Origin of the sequence: Apilactobacillus timberlakei, assembly GCF_002993965.1 — a bacterium.
Lineage (GTDB): Bacteria > Bacillota > Bacilli > Lactobacillales > Lactobacillaceae > Apilactobacillus > Apilactobacillus timberlakei.
Window position 1 is genome coordinate 128,445 of the sequence record NZ_POST01000003.1, and the last position, 22,667, is coordinate 151,111.

The window sequence follows — 22,667 nt, forward strand, 5'->3', positions numbered from 1 at the left end:
AAGGATTTAAACCTTTCCGCCTTTTATTTTATAATTGATCACTATAATAATGCTGTAATGTTCTTTTTTCGTAGGATCCAAGTCCATATTCATGGCTATGAATACTGTCAGCGTGCATAATAAAATAACGATTATGTAACTTACGGCTATCATGAGCAAAACCTAGGGCATGTCCTAATTCGTGAGTAGCAATTTGTGCATTAATACGAGGAGAATTAAAGAAGGTTCCACCTGTCAAATAACATGTTACAGAATGATTTTGATTATTAAATTGATTTACCGTTAATCCATCGACATCTTGACTGTCTGTTTCAGATAAATCACCTTTAGCATTATCTTGAGGACTATCAACATGTAAATTAATTGTCATTGCCTTATTATCATGACGATCAGGAACTATTTTCACAACTCCCAAGCGATTCCAATTGGTAATCGCTTTTTTCCACATTTTCTTTTGGGCTGCGTAATGAAATCCAGAATATTTATAATAAACCTCATGTTCAGCGTTCAACTTTAATTCAGTTGGTTTAGCTTCTGAATTTTCTGATGTTTTTTCTTGACTCCATGGTGCCAACTTAGTTTTAGCTTGCACATCCTGGTTAGATAAAACAAACCCACCACTAACCATAATAAACAATGCTATTAACAATTTTTTCATAGCGTATATCTATCTCCTTCACATAAAAAACAAATTACTTATAACAATATAATTAATATTATCACAAGTCATTTTACTTGACAATATGGTCTTTATATGAGGTTGGACTCAAAAATACCGATGTTTAATATTAAACATCGGTATTTTATATATTATTTTTCAATTTTCTTTTTTAATTCTTCATAACCAGGCTTACCTAGCAAAGCAAACATATTCTGCTTATAGTCTTCAACTCCTGGTTGATTGAATGGATTAATGCCATTCAAATAACCTGAAACTGCAATAGCAAATTCAAAAAAGTAAATTAATTCACCTAAACTATATTCACTTTGATTCTTTAAGTTCACAACCATATTAGGTACGCCACCATTAGTGTGTGCAATAATTACACTTTGAAAAGCCTTATTATTAACATCATTCATTGACTTACCTTCAAGATATTGAATTCCATCATTATTGTTGCCAGTAACCGGTATTTTAAAATCTGATTTAGGTTCATCAATCCTAACAACTGTTTCCATTAAATTACGCATTCCTTGTTGAATGTATTGACCCAAAGAGTGTAAATCAGTAGAAAAATTAGCAGAACTTGGGTAAATTCCTTTATTATCTTTTCCTTCTGTTTCACCAGCCAATTGTTTCCACCATTCAGCTAAAAAGCGTAAGTTTGGTTCATAGTTTTCCAAAATTTCATTAGTGTAACCCTTGCGATATAGTATATTACGATAAGCGGCATATTGTAATGCTCCATTATCTTCTAGTTCAGCATTCATATAATGTTCCTGCCCATTGGCAGCACCCTGCATTAAGTTATCAATGTTAGCACCAGATGCAGCAATAGGGAGTAACCCAACTGCCGATAATACTGAATAACGTCCACCAATTCCATTAGGAATGATAAATGATTCATAACCATTCTCATTAACTTCTTGTCTTAAAGCACCATTTTTAGCATCAGTTGTTACATAAATACGTTGATTAGCTTCATCTTTACCATATTTATTAATCAATAATTGTCTAAAAATTCTAAAAGCAATTGATGGTTCAGTCGTAGTTCCTGATTTAGAAATAACATTAACTGAGAAATCTTTGTCCCCAATTAATTTAATCAAATCATTAACATAGGATCCACTAATTGAATTACCAGCAAAAATCACTTTTGGATATTTATTACTATCTGCTGATTCGTAAAAATTATCATGAAGGAAATCAAGTGCCATTTTAGCGCCTAAATATGAACCACCAATGCCAATCACAACTAAAATTTTAGAATCCGATTGAATCTTTTTAGCAGCTTGCTTAATGCGATTAAATTCTTCTTTATCATAATCAGTTGGTAAAGTCATCCATTGACGCATCTCATTTTCAACGCCATTCCCATTCAGCAATTCATCACGAGCGGTATTAAGCATCGGTTTAATTTCATTGATTTCATTTTCATTTACAAATTTTTTTAATGCAGAAATATCAAATTTTATATTTGTCATTAGTTGCACCTCCAACTAAATTTTAACAATGTTTTCCTTATAATATTGTTTTAATGCAAGCGAAAAGTTTCCAACGGTAGCAGATCCATTATGTGGAACATGTGGCATTTGAATATATTCGTTCAAATCGTCTACTGCCAAATAATCATTAAAAATTTGTTTAAAATTTTTTCTCACCATCTGCAAAAATGGTTCACTAACAACTCCACCACCAAAAATTATTTTTTCTGGTCTTACAAAGAGTGTAGCTTGAACTGCCGCTTGAGCCACATAATATGCAATGTAATCCCAAGCTGGATCACTTAATGGTACATCTTTTCCATTCTTACCTGTTCTTGCATTAAATGTAGGCCCAGAAGCCAATCCTTCCAAGCAATCGCCATGATATGGACAGATACCTTTAAAGTCTTTATCACCTTCAGCTCTTTTTAAACGAACATGCCCAGCTTCTGGATGTCCAACATGGCCTAAAAAATGACCATTATCAACAATTCCAGCTCCAACACCAGTCCCAATAGTGTAATAAACAAGTGAATGGATTGGTTTGTGATTCTTAATCGAGGTAATATATTCGCCATAAGCAGATCCATTCACGTCGGTTGTCCAATACATTGGAATATCAAAATATTTTTTCATAGTGCCTAAGAAATTAGTATTGGACCAATTTTTCTTAGGAGTATCTGTTATATATCCATATTTAGGATTATCAATTCTGACTTCAATTGGCCCAAATGATGCAATGCCAATTGCTTTAATGTCATCAAACTTTTTAAAATATTCTACACATTTTCCAATTGTTTCTTCTGGAGTAGTGGTTGGAATATGAATACTATCTTTAATGTTGTAATTTTCATCACCAATCGCACAAACAAATTTAGTGCCACCAGCTTCAATGCTACCAAATAACATTAAAATCACCTCGTATGATTATCACAAATAATTGTGAATATTTTGCTTTATTATTTTTCCTACAAGATAAAGATAGCACTTTTTGTAATCGCTTACAATAAATAAAGTTCAAAACTATTGTAAACGTTTTCATAAAGTGGTATTTTTTAATTGATTAAAGTTATTTTTAATCATGAAAAGAGGGATTAATATGTTACTTTTAGGAAGCATTGAACTAAGTGATAATGATGTAACATGTGCTATTAGTGATAGTCAAATGAATATTCAAGATAAAGTTACCTTTCCATTAACTAAGCCCAGCGAAACTTTCGACAAAATTATCAATTACTTTCAAAAGGCACCTACCGTACAAGCGATTGGGATTTCATCTTTTGGTCCGTTAGAACTAAGAACATATTCTGCTAGATATGGATATATTACCGATTCGTCCAGAAAAAATTGGAATAATATTAATTTGCTAGGAACTCTAAAACATTATTTAAAAGTGCCAATGACATTTACAACTGATGTGAACAGCACAGCATACGGGGAATATATTTTTTCTATATTAAATAGTAATCCTGTGATGTCATTAGTATATATGACTATTGGAAAAGGTGTTGGAGCTGGAATTGTTAATGATGGTGAGTTAATTGGATACAAAGGTAGTCCAGAAATTGGACATATTTATCCTAAGCGTCATCCCAAAGATCAAAATTTTAAGGGTACTTGCCCTTATCAAGGAGATTGTTTAGAAGGATTAGTATCAGAAGAAGCCATTAAATCACGTTTCAATAAAAGTTATAAAGAAATTTCAATGTTTAATCCTATCTGGGATATTGTTGCATATTATATTGCCCAATCTGTAATTCAAWCCACACTATTAATTCGTCCGCAAAAAATTATTATTGGCGGTGACATTATAAATAAAATTGAAATTAAAAAAATAAAAACACAGTTTGCAAAATTATTTAATAATTATTTAAATGTTGGTGATAGCAATCAACTAAATGATTATATTGTGTTACCTTCAAATTCAAGCACAAAATTATCAATTATTGGTAACGCTGCATTAGCTAAGAAAGCTTATTATGCTAATAATTAATATCTAAGTTTAGGTATGATTATTAATACTGATATGCAATAAAAATTTTATAATTATAAAAAAAGGATTAAATTATCAAAATAATATATTTCGATAATTTAATCCTTTTTAGACTTATGTTATAGCCCGTTATATATAATTAGAAAATGAATTATTTAGGATGTGTTTTTCACAAATACTAGTCTAGCAACTGATTTAGTAAGTTAATATTTTAGATTGTTGGAAGTCTAATTCGATTAACAATGGTTTCAACGTAATCAATAAATTTAATATTTTTCATAATCACCATCTCCTCTAACTAATAAATTAATCATTAGTAGAAGTAAGGTTTTAGTCGATCCATACGCTTTTTATCAGGGGCAATAAAGACACTGCCTTTTTCATCTTTTTTATTTTCACTTAAAAATTTACTTCTAACAAAAAATCCAAAATTTAATTTTTCATTTGTTTTCATAGACAATGCCCCCTTAAATCTATTGAGTTGTCATTTTTATAAATTAATTTTTCATTCTACCAAAAGTCCATTTGTAAAATTTATTTGTTTGGCTGTTTTTCATATAATCATCCCCTTACAATCATTAATGCTTTAATCGATTCATCAACTTTTTAGGAATGGTAATAAATACACTAGCCTTGCCATCTTTGTAAATACCAATTGAAATGTTTTTACGTTTAAAATTAAATAATGAATTGTTTCTGGTTAATTCCATGTATAACATCTCCTTACTTTAACTAATTAAAATTAGTTTACGAGAGACTTTAATTTATCTAAACGATTTTCGGAAATATTAATATGATTAAATACATTACCTTTTTCATTCTTGTAAATGCCGGTTGGAAGATTCATCTTTTTAGTAACCAAATATAAAAGATTTAATCCTTTTTTGTTATTCTTCATCATAATAATCTCCTCCTAACAATTAAGATTATTTACATTATATTCTCATTTATTTTTAATGCAAGTGCTTTTTGTAAAAAAATAATCTTTTTATTATTTAAATATACAAGCCCTTTGTTAAAAGCGTATATGCAATGATTAATCAAAAAAGCCTCGCAATTATAGTTGCAAGGCTTTTAATCTAATTTTAATTTTAGATTCGTCATTTTTAATATTGCATTTCATAAAATACTTTCTATAATATCAAGAACCGCATCATTTATGGTACGGACTACCTTCATTAATCATAAATGCCCGATAAACTTGTTCGGTTAAGACTAAACGCATTAATTGATGAGGTAAAGTAAATTTACCAAATGAGATTTGGGTATCGGCTCTTTTCAAAACTTTTGGTGATAGTCCTAGTGATCCACCAATCACAAAAGTAATATCTGAATTACCATATGTAGTTAACTTATCTAATTCTTTTGCAAATGCTTCAGAAGTTCTTTCTTTACCTAAAATAGCTAAAGCATAGACGTATTCACGATCTGAAATTTTAGCAAGAATACGATTACCTTCCTTATCCATCACATTATCCATTTGTGACTGGCTAAGCGATTCTGGAGCTTTCTCATCTGGAACTTCAATAATCCGAAATTTACAAAATCGTGATAAACGCTTAGCATATTCAGCAATTCCAGCTTTAAAGTACTTTTCTTTTAATTTTCCTACTACAACTAGTTTAATATTCATTTGTGAAATTTTCCTTTCGAATGTATGTTCGCACCATATTTAGTATTAAATTTTTTTATGTATACCACCATTATGGTTGGTGAAATGTCAAGACTATCCACAGAGTTATCCACAAGCTGTGGCTAATTTATTTTTTGTGTAACAGTTAATAATTCCTTCCATATCAGCAATGATAAATCTATATTTTTACGTGGAACATTTTTATCCACAGAGTTATCCACAAGCAAAATGGTTTTGTTAACATAAAAGAAGCAAAAACTTCTTAATCCCTTTATTAATGGTAATAACTAATCAATACAATATCTTAATTACATATATTTCACATTATATCTTTAATATGTGAAATATATGTACATACAATTTCACAAATTGATTATTTAATATTTATATTAATGTTCGGAATTCTATAAATTAATAATAACATTACATTAATGTTTATTATTGTAACTAAAAAATAAAAAAGTTTCTACTTTAAACTAAATAGAAGCTTTTAATAAGATTATTTTAATTATTTTTCTGGTAATTCACCATCAACTATTTGATTTAATGTTGTAATTGATGGAATAAAAAATACATTCCCAGTTACTGGATCAGAAAAATCTAATAAACGATCAGATTGTCCAAACATATTTTCCAGCATACGTTTAGTAACCGTCCAGTGTCTGGCATATCCAATAAAGTAAGTTCCAGTTACTCCTTCACTAGGGTTAGAAAATGGCACATTCATTCTCACAATTTTATGTTCAATTCCATCATCATTATCTTGTGATGCTACATTGTGTGAATTAGCTAATTTGTCTTCGTCTTCAAGTTCTAAATCATTCATTTTACGGCGACCAACAGCTCTTTCTTGATCTTCAGTCTTTAAATTATTCCAGGCATCCATATCATGAATATATTTTTGCGCAAATGCATATGAACCGTTAACAAAATCAGGGTCTTCGTCTCCAATGATTGCATATGAAGAAGCCTTTTGTACTTCTGGATTTTCTGTTCCATCAACAAACCCAATAATAGAACGTCCTTCAAAGTATCTGAACCCCTTGGTTTCATCAGTAACTTCAGTGAAGTCACGATAATATTGACGAATTAAATCGGCAACTTCATAAACAATGGCTTCAGAATCCGCACGAATATGAATAAAAATATCAGCATCTGTTTCAGGTGCAGTATATTTAGGTCCTTCAATCGCTTCAAAATTTTCTAATTCAGCTGGTTTTTTAGCTTCAGGAAATAAATATTCCCAAACACTATTTGAAAAACCAAAAGTTAATTTTAGATGATCATCAGGATAACGAATATTCATTGAACGCAAAATTGCTTGTTCCCTTGAAACTAAGTTCGCCACCTTAGATTGCTCTAATTTTTGATCTTCACGTTTTAATTTTAATGTTGTAAATAAAACATTTTTACCAGCATCTTTATATACATCTTGAGCATCTGTTGGATCAAATTTCATATTATCAGCCTTCTTTTATTAATTATTACTTTATATTAATTACAAATTAATTGTACAACTATTTAAACATACATATCAACAAAATTTGAAAGCAATTTATTTGTTTATATAAATAATTTAGACGATAATATAGTTTGAATTATGTAATAAGGAGGAACATTTATGACTGATAAATTAACTACTAATGAAGGTCAACCTTGGGCAGATAATAATCATTCTTTAACTGCTGGCAATCGTGGCCCTGTTTTATTACAAGACTATCAATTAATTGAAAAATTAGCTCAATTTAATCGTGAACGTATTCCCGAACGTGTGGTTCATGCTAAAGGGGCTGGTGCTAAGGGTGTATTTAAACTAACTCGTGATATGAGTGACTACACTAAAGCTGATTTATTTAATGGCAAAGGTAAAGAAACTCCAATGATTATCAGATTCTCTGAAGTTGCTGGTGAACAAGGTTATCCTGATACTCTTCGTGATGTCAGAGGATTTTCTATGAAATTCTATACTAATGAAGGTAACTACGATATTGTTGGTAACAATACCCCAATTTTCTTTGTTAATGATCCATTGAAATTTCCAGACTTTATTCATTCACAAAAACGTGATCCTGCCACCCATCTAAGATCACAAGACATGCAATGGGACTTCTGGGCACATTCACCTGAATCACTACACCAAGTAACATACTTAATGGGTGACCGTGGTAATCCTGCTAGTTATGCTAATATGAATGGATATGGTTCACATACATTCAAATGGGTAAATGCAGATGGAAAACCTTGCTGGATTAAATATCATTTTATTTCAGAACAAGGTGTCAAAAATATGACTGAAGAACAAGCTGAAAAAACTTCCATGGAAAATACTGATTATTTAATTCAAGATTTATATGACCGTATTAAAAAAGGTGATTATCCTAAATGGAAAGTTTGTGTTCAAATCATTCCTTATGAAGAAGGATTGAACTATAAATATGATATTTTTGACGTTACTAAAACCGTTTCACATAAAGACTATCCACTTCAAGAAATTGGTGAATTTACTCTAAATGAAAATCCAGCTAATTACTTTGATGATGTTGAAGAAGCTGCCTTTTCACCTGCTAATATGGTTCCTGGAGTTGAACCATCAATGGATAAATTACTTCAAGGTAGACTATTTGCATATAAAGATGCTGAAAGATATCGCTTAGGTGCTAACTACGAAAAATTGCCAATCAATCGTCCTAAGAATGAAGTTCACAATTATTCACGTGACGGTTTCATGTCACAAGGACAAAATGGTGATGTCAACTATGCACCTAATGGTGAAAATGGTCCAACAGAAGATCCACATGCAAAAATTAAGCCTTATAAAGTAGATGGTGAAGCTGGAAATTACAAAACTTACGATGCAGATCCATACTCACAAGTCGGCGCTTTATACAATGTATATTCAGATGATGAAAAAGATCGTTTAATTGAAACCCTTAAAAATACTCTAGGTACAGTTAAGAGTCATGAAAATAAAGTTCTAGAAACTCGTATGTTCTACAAAGCTGACCATGATTATGGAACTCGTGTAGCTAAAGCTCTTGGTTTAGACATGGATGAAATCACTAAAGAAGATTAAAAGAATAAAGATTTTTTAAGATTGTCAATATGGCAATCTTTTTTTTATACATATATATGATAATATTGTACACAATATGTCAGAGCTGTAATATTAAATAATATAACTGTAATTATCTAATAACGTTGCTGATACATTCTCCATGTATAGTTGTAATTACAAATTAGCAAACGAATTAAATTAAACTGATTTAAATACAAGGAGAAATGTTATATTTTGAATAGTCTTAAAAAATCAATTATTAAATACACAGTAATCGCGCTAGGTACATTTGCAATATTATTTGCATTTAACCTATCAACTAACAACCAAAATAATGTTCAAGCTTCTACCAATTGGCAAACAGTTGCTGAAAAAGGTTTATCAAAATCACAAGTTGCTGCTAGACGTTGGGTTTCATTTCATGAATCTACCAACAGATATTATGCAAGAAATGGTAGTTGTTATGGTAAATTCCAATTAAGTATTGGTTATTTACATGGTAATTATTCACACAAAAATCAAGAATTAACTGCTAATCGTTATGTTAAGAATCGTTATGGTACATGGACAAATGCCAAACATTTTTGGCAAATACACCATTGGTATTAAAATAAATAATATCAAAAGCTCATCATTATATTTAAATGATGAGCTTTTTTTTAAATAATGATAAAATAGCTTTAATAAATAAAGAATTCGAGGTGTTAAATATCAACAATTATTATGTAGTTGATAAATCATTACTACCAGAATCTTTTGGTCGTGTAATAGAAGCACGCAAATTATTAAATAATGGAAAAGTTAAAAATGTTAGTGAAGCTGTCAAAATAGTAGGTATTAGTCGTGCCAGTTATTACAAATATAAAGATTTCGTATATGAAGCTGAAAATAGCACACATCGTAAAGCGGTCATTTCTTTTCTATTGAATCATAAAAGTGGCATCTTATCTGAAGTATTAAATGGCATTTCAAAAACTAATGCTAACGTCTTAACTATTAACCAAAACATTCCAATAAATAATATGGCCAATGTTGTAATTTCTTTAGATATTAATCATATGAATATATCAGTAGATGAAATGCTGGATAAAATAAGGAATTTAAAAGACACTAGTAAAGTTAGATTAATAACTATAGAATAAAAAAAATAGAAATCCATAAATGGATTTCTATTTTTTATATAATTGTTTGTGATTTAGTGTTATATGAAGCAGGTGATTCTTTAGAAACTAAATTAGTCACTCTTTGCATATGATCTCCAAAATCACGAATTAATTTTTGAATTTGTAAATATTCATCATGTGCTTCTAAACGATTCATTCTTTTGATAATTGCGCGACGTTCACGATTACGAAAACATAATTTCAATTGACGACTTACATTCAATATTTCAGTTAAACAAAAAACATTAACTGACATAGGTGAAGTCCCTAACATTTGACTAGAAATATGATCAATAATTTCTTGATTGGTTTGATGCTTAGGTACAAAAGTTCTTACTTTGTGTAAAAGTCCCTTTTTCTTTTCAACTACGTGTCCATATTCAGCAAATTGTTCGCCTAATGCCATATAAGTATGCTTCATAACATCTATATTTTGCAATAGTTTGGCAATAACTGTATCAACATCTGAATCCTTATTTCTCTCAATCAAATCCATAAATGAATTTAAAAAGTACAATTGATGTGGCAAATTATTAGAAATTTGTATCTTATTATCCGCACCTATACTAATAACATCTGCAGCTGCTAAATCTATTAAACAGCTATCGACTAGGTATGCACGTGAACGAATATTTTTTAACATTACTCTACTATCTTTTGATTTACTAGTAATCAAAAAATACATTTCAGCAGTTGTAAGTGCCATAATGTAGCCTCCGTGAAAAGAATAGCAATATTTTACCACTTAACAATCAGTTTTGCAGCAATATTAACTAATTTTGTATTTCATTTTTTATTTTGTTAGCACGTTCAAAATCATTGGTAAATAGTCCTTTTATATGTTTTTTTAATAAAAAACGCAAACGTAACATGTGATTAACAGTAAATATTAATTCTTGATTTTCAATATTTTCTTGAAAGAATTTCAAGTGTAAAGCATTAAGATGATGTTTTTGCATAAACATTTGTGGATGTTTAATTTTTCTTACTGATAAAAAACAAAATCGTTGACTACTATCAATCTTTTGAGCAATCTTCAAAGAATCCATATTAAAAGATGAATAAATAACCGGATGACACAAATGATATTCACTCATCATTTTAATAACAATGTGTTCAATGCCACGATAATGGATTTTATTAGTTTTAAATTCTAAATTTAAATAAATATTTTTATTTTCAACTAAATCTAACAGTTCATTTAATGTAGGAATGGGTTCATAGTTATCTAAAGAAAATTTACGAAGCTCATCTAAAGTGTAATCTTTGACAAATCCGCGACCGTTAGTGGTTCGATTAATTTTTTCGTCATGAATTATAACTGGGACATTGTCCTTTGTTAAATGCACATCAAATTCAATTCCATCAATATGATGATTAATAGCATAACGAAATCCCTGCATTGAATTTTCTGGATATTCAGCTGGAAAGCCACGATGTCCAAAAATCAAAGTCTTCAAGATAACCACCCCCTAGAAAAATTCATTAACACTAATGATAAATCTATTTTAAAATTTTGCAAATAATCAATGTATGTAATGTTATACTAATATTAACAAAATTTTTATTAGGAGGATACTATGATTTATGCAATTATCAGCTTTGTAGCTGGATACATAATGTTTGTTTTTTGTTTGTTCCAAGGTGTTTTAGATATGTCGGCTCAAATAAATGAAATTCATAAAGCTGAAAATTCATCCCAAAAATTTAAAGCTATTAGAACTGGATTATGGATGATTCCACCCTTAAAAATTATGCTTGAAAGAAATCGTTTAAGAAATATTGTTAAAAGCAGTGGTAATTCAAAAGAAGATGCTGAACGTTTTAAAAAATTCTATGATATTTCCAATCAATCTACTGCTTGGGCATATATCTCATTTGCATGTATGTTAGATGCTATTGTTTCCATTAAAACTGTTTTTGATGCTTTTGGATGGCATTTAACTTTGCCATTGTTCAGTGTATTATCTTTAATAGTAATAATCGCTGGCTACACACAAGTAATGTATCGTGCTTCAGATGATCGTGAAGAAAAATTAAGTTCTAAGATCAAACGATTAGGTAAGCAATGATTCAATTGGAGGACACAATGAATATTAATGAAAAAAAATTACATATGATTACTAAAGCCCTAGACAATTCAACAAGGATTAAAATTTTATACTATCTAGTAAACAATAATATTAGTAACGTCTCTAATCTAATTAATATTTTTAATATCTCTCAGCCTAACGTTTCCAGACATTTAAAAATATTAGCAGATGCCAACTTAGTTTTTAGTACTAAGGATGGTAAAGAAAGAATCTATCAGCTAAGTGATAAACACGTTTATCAACTATTACTAACCTTAAAAACTCATATTAATGATTAAACATTATTAATTGACATATATCCTTTTTTGTTATATAAATGGTATTGATATATAACGAAAAAGGATTTTTTATTTTTTGAGGAGGAATCTATGAATAAATTCAAAAAGATAAGTGTATTTTTTATTATTAGTAGTATTTTACTAATCATTACTGGATGCTCAAGCAAAACTAATAATCCTAAAAAAAGTATTAATGTAACAACTTCATTAAACTTTTATGGTGAAGTTGCCAAAGACGTTTTAGGAAACCATGGATCAGTTACATCAATTATTAATAGTCCTAATGTGGATCCCCATGATTTTGAACCTAAAAGTAGCGATGCTAAAGATGTTTCTAAAACTAATATAATGGTATACAATGGTTTAGGTTATGATAGTTGGGCTGAAAATTTAACCAGTAATAATAAGAATATTAAAAATATTAATGTTGGAAAATTAATGAACAAAAGTAGCAGTGATAACCCACATATTTGGTATAACATTGATACTATGAAAAAATTAGCATATAAATTGGCTAAGCAATTTGGCCAATTACAGCCACAAAACAAAAAGGCTTTCGAACAAAATGCTAAAAATTATGTTAAAAAATTACAACCTGTTGAACATAAGATTGACAATATCAAAAAGAGTAAAATTAATAAACCAGTAGCTGTTTCAGAACCAGTTTTTGACTATTCATTAGATAAATTAGGCTACTCAGTCGCAGACAAAAGTTTTGAAGAAGCAATTGAAAAAGGTAATGATCCCGCACCTGCTGATATTCGACAATTACAAAATGATATAAAGAATCATAAATTAGCCTTCTTTGTAGTGAATAAACAGGTTAACAGTAAAATTGTAACTAATTTAACTAATCTAGCTAAAAATAATCATCTTCGTATTGTCTATGTTACTGAAACCAAACCAGAAAATATGAAAAATTATATTAAATGGATGGATAGCCAATATGATGAGGTTTTAAAAATTCAAAGAAATAACCGTTTGAAGTAAATAGCTTAAAATATTAGTATATAATATAGGTATATTAATATAAGATATTTTAAGTTAAGAGGTTCGAACAATATGGCAATTGCGTTAATTAAAGAAATGTTCAATGAATTTAATGATCCCGACTTAACCTATATTGAATCCAGAGATGGTAATACAGAGTGGTTTAAGTTATCTTTTCTAGCTGATGATAAATATCACACATATAAAGATGGAAAAAGACAATTTATTGAAAAGTACAATGATGAACTAAATGATGTTATGAGCAATTTTCTAAATAAATATCAAAAAGAATTTGAATCATCATTTATTGATGAAAATGAATTTGAGGTATTAGACCGAACTAAAGAAATCGCAAAGGATTTGAAAAGAACACTTGATAAAGAGTTCTTAATTCCAGATGGAATTGTATTATTTAGTATTGATTTAGTAGGTAGCTGGCAAGCATTTAAGAGTTCTGGTAAATCTAATTTAGAAAAAAGTTTTTATCAAAATATTTCTGAACATGTTAAGGAACAACATGAAAAATAAAAAGAAGCAACTGTAAAAGTTGCTTCTTTTTATTTACTATTTTTGATTTATTTTTCCAGCACTTCTTAAGTTATCTAAATATTCATAAAGAACTCCATATCTTAATCCTTGTTTACCAAAAATCATTCGATCAGAATTTAATCTTCTCATCATTTCCATAGCTGGACAAAGCCCACCAATAATAATATCAGCACGTTCTTTAGAAACTCCTGGAACTAACTTACGTTCTTCTAAATTATCATTTAGTAGCATTAAGAAAATATTCTTGGCTTCACGATTAGACAAATGGAAGCCATGAATATCATCCCAATGTTTACGATCTTTATCACGACGACGCTTAATCTTAGCTAATGTACGATTAGAACCACCTAAACCAATAATTGGTAAATTAGTTCCACGTGATAACCACCAGATATCATTAAAAATTTCATTTAAATAATCAAGTGTTTTAAACATTTGACCAGCAGTTGGCACATCCGGATCAATATTACCTTCTGAAAGGGTTACGGACCCAAATGGCAAACTAATCATGTTAACAGCTTGTCTATTTTGAATTAATACTAATTCAGTACTAGCACCACCAGTATCCATAATGATTCCATTGACGACTGGTAAAGAATTAATAACCCCTAAATAATCATAATAAGCTTCAGTCGTTCCAGTAATAACTTCTAAATCAATATCAGTTTTAGCTTTAACTTCTGCTAAAAATTCTTTTTGATTTTTTGCCATTCTAGTAGCAGCAGTAGCCATTGCTCTTAAATGGACATTTTCTAAATCTTTAAAATCTTCCGTGAATGACTCTAGAGTTCTAATGGTACGATCAATAGCTGGTTGTTTTAAAATCATCTCAGAACCCATATTCTCAGAAAGTCTTACTGGTTCTTTTCTTTCAATAATATTCTTAAATGAACCATCTTCTTTGATTTCTGTAACAGCTAATCGGACTGAATTAGAACCCAAATCAATTACTGCTAAATGTTGCAAAATTAACGCTTCCTTTCATTAGGCTTACGCATTGGGGTAAACTTTGTCTTTTGTTGATTAACATGTTTCTTAGGGAATAATTTTTTAAATAAATTATCTGATATTTTTTTGCGATTATCAATCATATACTTTTGTGAATTCAAAGGTTTCTTATCATTTCTCACATGTGTCCAAGTATCATCAGAATGTAATTGTCTAGATTTAACATTATCGTTCCATAAAATCTTATAAATATTTATTAAATGCTCTCTGATATTATTATTTAATACTGGGAACATTAATTCTACTCGACGACTTAAATTACGATTCATTAAATCAGCACTGGATAAGAATACTTTTTCGTCCCCATCAGAATAGAAATAATAGAAACGACGATGTTCTAATAATTGTCCGACAATTGAATGAACAGTAATATTATCAGAAATTCCTGGAATGCCTACTCGTAAGTTACAAATTCCTCTAACAATTAAATGAATTTCTACTCCAGCCGCACTAGCTTCATATAATTTTTCAATCATTTGAGTATCAGATAAGGAATTCATCTGCATTTGAATTAATCCCTTTTTACCCATTTTAACGTTTTCAATTTCTTTGTCAGTCATATGCATCAAATAATTGCGAATTCCATCCGGAGAAATCGACAAGTCATTGAAATATGGAGGTTGAGAGAATCCAGATAACATATTAAAAATATTAGTAGCATCAACTCCCATTTGTTGATTACAAGTTAATACTCCCATATCAGTATAAAGTTTAGCGGTAACATCGTTATAGTTACCGGTTCCCATATGCATATAACGTTTAATACCGTTTTCTTCTTGTCTAACAACCATTGCCAGTTTACAGTGAACCTTCAATCCCACTAATCCATAAATAACATGGCAGCCAACTCTTTCTAGTTCATCTGCCCAATGTAAATTATTGGCTTCATCAAAACGAGCTTTTAATTCAACTAAAACAGTAACTTGTTTACCATTTTGTGCAGCTTCTTTTAGTGCCTTAATAATTGGTGATTTAGCAGAAACACGATAAATCGTCATTTTAATAGCTAATGTTTGCTTATCATGTGCCGCCTGGCTAATAAAATCCATGACTGGTTGGAAAGAATCATAGGGATGACTAACAAAAATATCATTCTTAGAAATAGCTTCAAACATAGTTTGATTACGTAACACTTTAGGCATGTATGGCGTAAATTTTTCAAATAATAAATCTTTATGACCGTTAACCTGTTTGATCAATTTGTTAACACAATTTAAATCAATTGGGCCATCTACTACATATAGACCTTCTTTATCAATTTTATATTCACTTAATAATAAATCTAAAATTTGATGACTCATGCCAGCTTCAACTTCCAAACGCATTACTGGTCCAAATTCACGTTTCCTTAAGTCATGCTTAATTTCTTTCATTAAATCAGATGTATCTTCATCAGCTTCAACATCCATGTCACGAGTAATTCTAAAACAAGCCATGTCATGAGCTCGATAACCAACGAAAAGTTCATTAATAAAATATTTGATAACTTCTTCTAACAAAATGAAATCATTTTCTGCACCCGGTAGCTTAATAACTCTTGGGCAAGCATCTGGTACTTGAACGGTCGCAAAAGATTCATCCTTAACATTATCATTTTTAGTAATCATTAAGCCAATATTCAAAGTATTATTGGCTAAGAAAGGAAATGGTCTTGATGAATCAACGGCTAGCGGAGTTAAAACTGGATAAAGACTTTGGTGGAAATATTCATCTAAAAAGTTTCTTTGGCGTTGATTAACCTGACTCATTTTTACAATATTAATATTTTCACGTGATAATTTAGGTAGTAAATCATTAAACAAAATTGAGTATTGGTTTCTAACTAATTCATGAACTTTATGTGAAATACCACTTAATTGATCAGCAGCAGTAAGCCCAGCTGAATCAGTACCTTCATATCCTACAGAAATTAGTTTATGAAGAGATGCTACCCTAATATTAAAAAATTCATCAAGATTACTTTGAGTAATCCCCAAAAACCTTAGTCTTTCCAATAATGGGTTAGTGGCATCATTAGCTTCTTCAAGGACTCGTTTATCAAAATCAACCCAACTTAATTCACGACTATTGAAGTATTCTGGTTTGTTGAAACTCATTGTCTAATTTCTCCTTTTAAAATAGGTTTGATTCCGAATACAGATTCAAAGAAAGCACCTTTTCTATTTAAATTAAGGGTTTCTAATGTTAGTTCATCATCAGTAGTTACATAAATAATCAATTTAGTTGGATCATCTAAATTAATATCAATCGTTCTAACTTTTTGTAATCGACTAGCATCTAATGAATCAGCAATCCTTAAAATTGCTGCTAATTTAATAACAACCATTCGATCCGAAATGCTGAGCTTATCTAACATTTTAAATATCGATGAAGTTGCAGAATGACTATGATATCTAGAAATCATCGCAACCATTATTAATTCAATGTTAGATAAACCTAGAATTTCTGAATTCTTAATTACATATTCAGAATGTGCATAGTGATTATAATTATTTACGAAGTTTCCCACATCATCAACAATTGATGAAACTTGTAATAATAATCTTTGACGGTCGTCTAAACCATGAATGTCTTCCAAACTATCAAAAAGTTTTAAGGCAAACTTTTCAACCATTGCTTGATGTTTAGGCTCAACATTATATTGTTTAGCCATGTTTTTAGCTGAAACTAAAGTCTGATTATTTAACATCTGTTGAATATTATTTTCCTGTTTATCTTCAATCAGTTCACAAGTCAAACCATCAATAAATTTCAAACTAGATAACCATATTTTCTGAACAGATAGTCGATCTAATAACTCATGAATAATAGTAACTAATGGAACAACTTGTGATAAGTCATTTTCATCTATTTTATAACGATGAGTTAATTCTTGATCGTTTACTCGACGCATTTTATGGTATAAATTATCAAAATCTTTCATTGTTAGTTTGTTAGTATCTTTATTAGTGCCAAAAAGTAGTTTCAAAATTGTTACTGAAGAACCTAATAAAATAACATTTTTTGTAGATTCAATATTGGGTAATAATCTAACAAATTCTAACAATTGGCTATCAATGTAATCATGCAAAACTTCATTAAAATTTGAAATGTCAGGCTTTACATCGCTCATGGTTTCATAAACTCGTAAAGGACCTAAGCTCAAAGTCTTGGAGTAAATAAAATCACCATTTTTGTAACCCATTAGTTCAATATTTCCTGAACTAATATCAATTAATAATGTATTATCTCTCACAATTTTTTTAAAATCTTTCAAATAAAAATTAGTTGCTAAATTACGATATAAAGATTCTTGGCTTTGACTAATCCAATTAATTTCAAAATTAGTTCGTTTTTGTAGTTGATCACGAACAAATTCAGAGTTACGTGCTTCATGAAATGCATTAGTTGCAAAAAATTGATAATCAGAAACTTGATAATCAAGCAATAAATTTTTTACAACTTCTAATGAAGAAACAATTTCGTTTACTGTATCTCCAGCAATAAATCGATCTGAGAACACATCTTCCCCTAAATCGATGTCATAATGAGCATTTTCAATTAATGATGCATTATTAATATCAACGATTTGCACATAAATGTTTTGCGAACCCATCACAATAACTGCTGAAAAGTTATATTCATTTGGCATCTATAAGCCTCCTGTTATTATCAAATATACAATATATTTTATCATATTATTTTTATAATAATATAAAAAAATAGATTAGGTTTACTTAAAAACCTAATCTAATAATTAATTAAAATAATTGATTTCCACTAGCTGTTTTTACATCTTCAACATTCTTTTCAATAATATCCCAATGTTCAGCTAACTTGTTATTTTCTAAACGATAAACATCGCAAACCTTATTAATATGACCGTTATTTAATGTACATTTAAAAAATACGTAAACGTAATTATGATCAGCGCTAAGATTAATAATATCAATTTTAGGGTCTAATTTTAAAAATAACTTGATAAACTCAACAAATCCTGTTTTTCCATTTTTAACCTCCGGACTATGTTGAATATAATCATCTTTCATCAAATTATCTAAATTAGATAAATCTCCGTTCATAAAAACTTCATTATAGAATTTTTGTACTATTTGTTTGTTATCCATTTAAAGAATTCTCCTTTACATTATTATTACGTAAATAACATAACTGAAAAAAATAATTTATGTAAGTAAAAATATTTTTCATTATCATTAAGGTTTTGTTACATCAATTGCTATTAGTCAATAATGCCGTTATGATAAATCCAATTATTAAAGACGTATAGTATCAGTAAAGGAGTTAAATATGAAAAACGGATTTATTAAAACAGCTATTTTTACATTTGCCAGTGCAATATTATATAAACTTTCCAAGAAAAGTATGCAATTAAGAAAAGCCAACAAAGATATCTACATGCCATCAAAAGAATTCTTTGTTGATAGTAATATTAATGGTAAAAAGATGGTTTTTCTAGGGTCATCAATAACTTATGGCCTAGCTTCCAAAGGAAAATCATTTGTCGATTTTTTAAATATTGAACATGGTGTTAACACTATCAAAGAAGCTGTTAGTGGTACTACTTTAGCTGGCGAAGAAACATCCTCATATGTTTCAAGAATGAAAAACAACTTAAACACTAATGAAAATATTGATTTATTTGCTTGTCAATTATCAACTAATGATCAACGTAAGAAAAAGCCAATTGGAAAAATTAGCGATTCATATAATTTAGAAGACTTCGATATTAATACTACCATTGGTGCAATTGAATATATCATAGAATACGTACAAAACAATTGGGATTGTCCTACCGTATTTTATACTTGCTTAAGAAAACCTGATCCTGGATATGAATTATTGCGTGAAAAACTATTTGAATTGCAAAAGAAGTGGCATTTTGCAATCATTGATGTTTGGAACAACAATGAAATAAAAAAAATGAATCATAATAATCCATATTTTATGGCAGATGATGTCCATCCAACATGTGCTGGTTATCGATATGGATGGACGCCAATTTTTGTTAAAAATTTAGATCAAATGTTTGCATTATAAAAAAGAAAACGATATTAAGCATCGTTTTCTTTTTATTTCCATTAAAAAATAATTAAAAAACACTTGCATTAAAATTAAAATATAGTAATATATTATCCAAGGAGATAAATAAAAATTCTTCTGAAAAATATTGCTCCATAGTTCAATGGTAGAACAGCGCACTGTTAATGCGAAGGTTGCTGGTTCGAGTCCAGCTGGAGCAGTTTGAGATTTATTTCTCTCATTTTTAATGTAATTTATTGCTCCATGGTTCAATGGTAGAACGGCGCACTGTTAATGCGAAGGTTGCTGGTTCGAGTCCAGCTGGAGCAGTTTTATTAATCGAAATATTACTAAGTATTTAACAATACTTGGTTGAAGTTAGATGCAAATTCTTCAAAAGTCTTTGCATCTTTTTTATATTAAATTTATATTCAATAAAAAACATAAAAAAGAGCAAGCGACTTTAAATTAATTGTTTTTAGTTCATAATGAAAAATGAATAAAACTTTTGGGAGAGCGATCATAGTGAATAAGCAAAGTTTTACTTTTTTGGGAATAATAGCAGCTTTAATTTTATGTAATTTTTTAGGGGTTACTCATGCATCAAATAATAATTCTTCTTTAACAACAGTAGCAAAAACTACCCCTGCTAGAAAAATTAAAAACAGTAAAGATGCTTATGAAGTAGTTATGAAATACCATAAAACAAACTCCAAAAATTCTAGTTACAAGAACAATGGTAAAATAAAAAATGGTTATGAAATTAAATACTACAATGATGTAGGTCAATTAATGGTCTATCAAGTTACTTTAGCTCAACATAACACTGTAAAAATTCAAAAGAATAATGATAAGAAAATCATAAATTTAAATCATAAAAAATTACAATCATTTACGGATGCAGTTTCTGCTTTAAGAGATGCGCTACCTTATCAAAATATGAAGTTTAAATTAATAACTAAAAAACCAAACATGTTTGTTGTAAATGTATTTAAAAATGATAAATATTCAGGAACTTATTCCTTAAAAGTGGTAACAAATAAATATAATAGGATTATTGAAGATGATAGCAGATTTGAATTGCCTGCAAATTTACATGAAAAAATTTTAAATAACAAAGAGCGAGAAAAACTAATCGATGCTATTAAAATTGTTAGAAAATATAGAAATAAGAAATTAAGCCATTATGAAAACAAAAAATTTAATACCGCCAAAAAACTAATCGCATACGATAATAAACCAAATTAATTATTTTCCTCTTACATTAAAACTAAAAAAATAGGATTTACGTTGAAAATTAACGTAAATCCTATTTTTTTAGGTAGCTATATCAAAGCTTCTTTATATTTTATTCGAACACGGATTGATAAGTCCATCCCATTGTTTTACCTTCATATTGAACAAGATAATAATGGGTATTCCAACCAACCTTTTTAGCTTCTCCAATGATCTTAACTTTCTTACCAGCTAAATCTTGAACGCTACCTAGTGCTTTATTTTCTGCAAAATGACTACCTTTTACATGTTCATTAAATTCGCCAGTAGCATCTGCTTTTATTGTTTTTTCTTCATCAGCACTTTTATAATCAATGTAATTTTCTACAGAATTAGATTTAATCCAACCCATGCTCTTACCATGACGAGTTACACGATAGTAAACATCACCATTTTTAGTAACTCCCTTTTTATTAGCAAAAAGAGTAACTGCTTTATAATCTTTAACTAAATGTAGTCGTTTTCTAGAACTATAAGTTGTATCTTCACCTAAATGGTTATAAAAATTAAAGTTAGCATTATCTTTAACAGTAAGTTTTAAATTACTATTGTAATATTTTACGCTACCTTGAGTTTTTACAGGTCTACTTTTTTTTTGGCTATCTGGAACTAATGCGTTGGTTGATTTGCTACTCGCATTATCACCTTTATTAGCGACTGGCAGTTCAACATTCCCAATAAACCAATTTTTGCCCTTACCTAGTAAACTAGCATCAATTTTCTTTCCTAATGCATTGGAATAGTGACGATCAGTATATTGCCACATTACACTATTTACGGAAGGTTTTTTGCTTTGATATGCTGCAACCCAGTAACCATCATAATATTTTAATGCTTTTGATGCATGTTGCAACATAAAGTGTTGGTATGAATAGAATAAAATCTTTTTACCGCCAACTAACGGACGTAATGCTTTAACCCAAGCTTTAGTAGCATTATTAGAACTACCATATTTTACTGAAGCCATTTCATAATCGTTAACATAAAATTTGGCATTAGGTGCCAATTTGTATAAATGTTTAGCTTCACTTTTAGCAGCGCCTGCGCTTGAATATCTACTAAATGAGTAAACACCGTAAGGCAATCCATATTTTTCTAATAGTTTACGATTATTGTTAAAAGTCTTATCACGATATGAGCTACCATATTGAACTCTTAAAATCACAAATGGAACTTCATGTTTTAATTTTTTCACTTTTTTAGCAGTGAAATTACCTTGCCATTCGGATAGATCATACACTCGATTATTACTTGCATGTGCTTTATTTGTATTAGCAAAACCTACACAAAATAACAATGCAAATAAAGTTGCCAACATTATAAATATTGACCTCTTTTTAATCAATATAATTCACCCCTATTTATTATTCTCTAATATCAATACTAACTGATAGTATAAAGGATAAATATTGCAAGAATGATATGACAACATTACAAAATATAACAATTTTATTTTCTTAAATTTC

At 29.3% G+C, this 22,667-nt stretch carries 25 protein-coding genes and 2 tRNA genes; 12 read left to right on the forward strand and 15 right to left on the reverse strand.

The genetic code is table 11. From position 1 onward, the window contains the following. Positions 1–28: 28 nt before the first annotated feature. From C7N71_RS04475 to C7N71_RS04485, 3 genes are all read right to left on the reverse strand, one after another. On the reverse strand, positions 29–658 hold the full coding sequence (locus C7N71_RS04475) for a zinc metalloprotease (RefSeq protein WP_105987939.1): 630 nt from the start codon (positions 656–658) through the stop codon (positions 29–31). A 152-nt stretch (positions 659–810) separates the two neighbouring features. Next, a complete protein-coding gene (locus tag C7N71_RS04480) occupies positions 811–2,145 on the reverse strand; it encodes a glucose-6-phosphate isomerase (RefSeq protein WP_105987940.1) in 1,335 nt (444 codons plus the stop codon). Between the two features lie 15 nt (positions 2,146–2,160). Beyond that, positions 2,161–3,054, reverse strand: a complete 894-nt coding sequence (locus C7N71_RS04485) for an ROK family protein (RefSeq protein ID WP_105987941.1) — start codon at positions 3,052–3,054, stop codon at positions 2,161–2,163. A 190-nt stretch (positions 3,055–3,244) separates the two neighbouring features. Between C7N71_RS04485 and C7N71_RS04490 the strand changes: the two genes are divergently transcribed. Next, a complete protein-coding gene (locus C7N71_RS04490) occupies positions 3,245–4,138 on the forward strand; it encodes an ROK family protein (RefSeq protein WP_157944355.1) in 894 nt (297 codons plus the stop codon). A 313-nt stretch (positions 4,139–4,451) separates the two neighbouring features. Here C7N71_RS04490 and C7N71_RS08045 read toward each other — a convergent pair whose 3' ends face one another. The 5 genes from C7N71_RS08045 to C7N71_RS04500 all read right to left on the reverse strand — a co-directional run bounded on the left by C7N71_RS08045 (position 4,452) and on the right by C7N71_RS04500 (position 7,230). Further along, on the reverse strand, positions 4,452–4,592 hold the full coding sequence (locus tag C7N71_RS08045) for a hypothetical protein (protein ID WP_157944356.1): 141 nt from the start codon (positions 4,590–4,592) through the stop codon (positions 4,452–4,454). Positions 4,593–4,716: 124 nt separating this feature from the next. Continuing rightward, on the reverse strand, positions 4,717–4,848 hold the full coding sequence (locus C7N71_RS08265) for a hypothetical protein (protein ID WP_263850908.1): 132 nt from the start codon (positions 4,846–4,848) through the stop codon (positions 4,717–4,719). Positions 4,849–4,880: 32 nt separating this feature from the next. After that, positions 4,881–5,039, reverse strand: coding sequence for a hypothetical protein (locus tag C7N71_RS08050; protein ID WP_157944357.1), 159 nt, complete (start codon positions 5,037–5,039; stop codon positions 4,881–4,883). A 252-nt stretch (positions 5,040–5,291) separates the two neighbouring features. Continuing rightward, entirely contained in the window at positions 5,292–5,771 is a 480-nt protein-coding gene (gene rlmH, locus C7N71_RS04495) for a 23S rRNA (pseudouridine(1915)-N(3))-methyltransferase RlmH (RefSeq protein WP_105987943.1), read from the reverse strand. A gap of 508 nt (positions 5,772–6,279) precedes the next feature. Continuing rightward, positions 6,280–7,230 (reverse strand): Dyp-type peroxidase, encoded by a 951-nt coding sequence (locus C7N71_RS04500; protein ID WP_105987944.1) that lies wholly within the window; start codon positions 7,228–7,230, stop codon positions 6,280–6,282. A 162-nt stretch (positions 7,231–7,392) separates the two neighbouring features. Here C7N71_RS04500 and C7N71_RS04505 point away from each other — a divergent pair, with 162 nt between their 5' ends. From C7N71_RS04505 to C7N71_RS04515, 3 genes are all read left to right on the forward strand, one after another. Next, positions 7,393–8,844 carry a catalase gene (locus C7N71_RS04505; RefSeq protein ID WP_105987945.1) on the forward strand — a complete coding sequence of 484 codons (1,452 nt, stop codon included), beginning with the start codon at positions 7,393–7,395 and terminating at the stop codon, positions 8,842–8,844. 216 nt (positions 8,845–9,060) lie between these two features. Continuing rightward, the gene (locus C7N71_RS04510; protein ID WP_105987946.1) at positions 9,061–9,435 is read left to right on the forward strand and encodes an aggregation-promoting factor C-terminal-like domain-containing protein; all 375 of its coding nucleotides are present in this window, start codon (positions 9,061–9,063) and stop codon (positions 9,433–9,435) included. Positions 9,436–9,536: 101 nt separating this feature from the next. Next, complete coding sequence (locus C7N71_RS04515) at positions 9,537–9,968, forward strand: ACT domain-containing protein (RefSeq protein WP_105988093.1); 432 nt, start codon at positions 9,537–9,539, stop codon at positions 9,966–9,968. A 34-nt stretch (positions 9,969–10,002) separates the two neighbouring features. Here C7N71_RS04515 and C7N71_RS04520 read toward each other — a convergent pair whose 3' ends face one another. Further along, positions 10,003–10,695 (reverse strand): GPP34 family phosphoprotein, encoded by a 693-nt coding sequence (locus tag C7N71_RS04520; RefSeq protein ID WP_105987947.1) that lies wholly within the window; start codon positions 10,693–10,695, stop codon positions 10,003–10,005. 67 nt (positions 10,696–10,762) lie between these two features. After that, complete coding sequence (locus tag C7N71_RS04525; RefSeq protein ID WP_404799019.1) at positions 10,763–11,449, reverse strand: glycerophosphodiester phosphodiesterase family protein; 687 nt, start codon at positions 11,447–11,449, stop codon at positions 10,763–10,765. Positions 11,450–11,569: 120 nt separating this feature from the next. Between C7N71_RS04525 and C7N71_RS04530 the strand changes: the two genes are divergently transcribed. The 4 genes from C7N71_RS04530 (at position 11,570) to C7N71_RS04545 (ending at position 13,878) form a co-directional block, all read left to right on the forward strand. Continuing rightward, positions 11,570–12,061, forward strand: coding sequence for a hypothetical protein (locus C7N71_RS04530; protein WP_105987949.1), 492 nt, complete (start codon positions 11,570–11,572; stop codon positions 12,059–12,061). A gap of 17 nt (positions 12,062–12,078) precedes the next feature. Next, positions 12,079–12,360, forward strand: a complete 282-nt coding sequence (locus tag C7N71_RS04535; RefSeq protein WP_140930582.1) for an ArsR/SmtB family transcription factor — start codon at positions 12,079–12,081, stop codon at positions 12,358–12,360. Positions 12,361–12,450: 90 nt separating this feature from the next. Continuing rightward, positions 12,451–13,350, forward strand: a complete 900-nt coding sequence (locus C7N71_RS04540) for a metal ABC transporter solute-binding protein, Zn/Mn family (protein WP_105987951.1) — start codon at positions 12,451–12,453, stop codon at positions 13,348–13,350. A gap of 72 nt (positions 13,351–13,422) precedes the next feature. Continuing rightward, a complete protein-coding gene (locus tag C7N71_RS04545; RefSeq protein WP_105987952.1) occupies positions 13,423–13,878 on the forward strand; it encodes a hypothetical protein in 456 nt (151 codons plus the stop codon). A gap of 36 nt (positions 13,879–13,914) precedes the next feature. On the opposite strand, the gene C7N71_RS04550 is transcribed toward C7N71_RS04545, so the two are convergent. The 4 genes from C7N71_RS04550 to C7N71_RS04565 form a co-directional block, all read right to left on the reverse strand. Beyond that, positions 13,915–14,865, reverse strand: a complete 951-nt coding sequence (locus tag C7N71_RS04550) for a Ppx/GppA family phosphatase (protein WP_105987953.1) — start codon at positions 14,863–14,865, stop codon at positions 13,915–13,917. A gap of 2 nt (positions 14,866–14,867) precedes the next feature. Next, entirely contained in the window at positions 14,868–17,003 is a 2,136-nt protein-coding gene (locus C7N71_RS04555) for an RNA degradosome polyphosphate kinase (protein WP_105987954.1), read from the reverse strand. Next, positions 17,000–18,538: a Ppx/GppA phosphatase family protein gene (locus tag C7N71_RS04560; protein ID WP_105987955.1), complete on the reverse strand. Its 1,539-nt coding sequence runs from the start codon at positions 18,536–18,538 to the stop codon at positions 17,000–17,002. Before C7N71_RS04560 ends, C7N71_RS04555 begins: the two co-directional genes overlap by 4 nt. A gap of 109 nt (positions 18,539–18,647) precedes the next feature. Further along, entirely contained in the window at positions 18,648–19,013 is a 366-nt protein-coding gene (locus tag C7N71_RS04565) for a nuclear transport factor 2 family protein (RefSeq protein ID WP_105987956.1), read from the reverse strand. Positions 19,014–19,194: 181 nt separating this feature from the next. Between C7N71_RS04565 and C7N71_RS04570 the strand changes: the two genes are divergently transcribed. The 4 genes from C7N71_RS04570 (at position 19,195) to C7N71_RS04585 (ending at position 21,174) form a co-directional block, all read left to right on the forward strand. Further along, positions 19,195–19,944: an SGNH/GDSL hydrolase family protein gene (locus C7N71_RS04570; RefSeq protein WP_105987957.1), complete on the forward strand. Its 750-nt coding sequence runs from the start codon at positions 19,195–19,197 to the stop codon at positions 19,942–19,944. A 131-nt stretch (positions 19,945–20,075) separates the two neighbouring features. Beyond that, a tRNA-Asn gene (locus C7N71_RS04575) sits at positions 20,076–20,147 on the forward strand. A 37-nt stretch (positions 20,148–20,184) separates the two neighbouring features. Further along, positions 20,185–20,256: transfer RNA gene (locus tag C7N71_RS04580), tRNA-Asn, on the forward strand. A 195-nt stretch (positions 20,257–20,451) separates the two neighbouring features. Beyond that, on the forward strand, positions 20,452–21,174 hold the full coding sequence (locus tag C7N71_RS04585) for a hypothetical protein (protein WP_105987958.1): 723 nt from the start codon (positions 20,452–20,454) through the stop codon (positions 21,172–21,174). Between the two features lie 100 nt (positions 21,175–21,274). Here C7N71_RS04585 and C7N71_RS04590 read toward each other — a convergent pair whose 3' ends face one another. Then, the gene (locus C7N71_RS04590; RefSeq protein ID WP_105987959.1) at positions 21,275–22,519 is read right to left on the reverse strand and encodes a GH25 family lysozyme; all 1,245 of its coding nucleotides are present in this window, start codon (positions 22,517–22,519) and stop codon (positions 21,275–21,277) included. Positions 22,520–22,667: the final 148 nt, after the last annotated feature.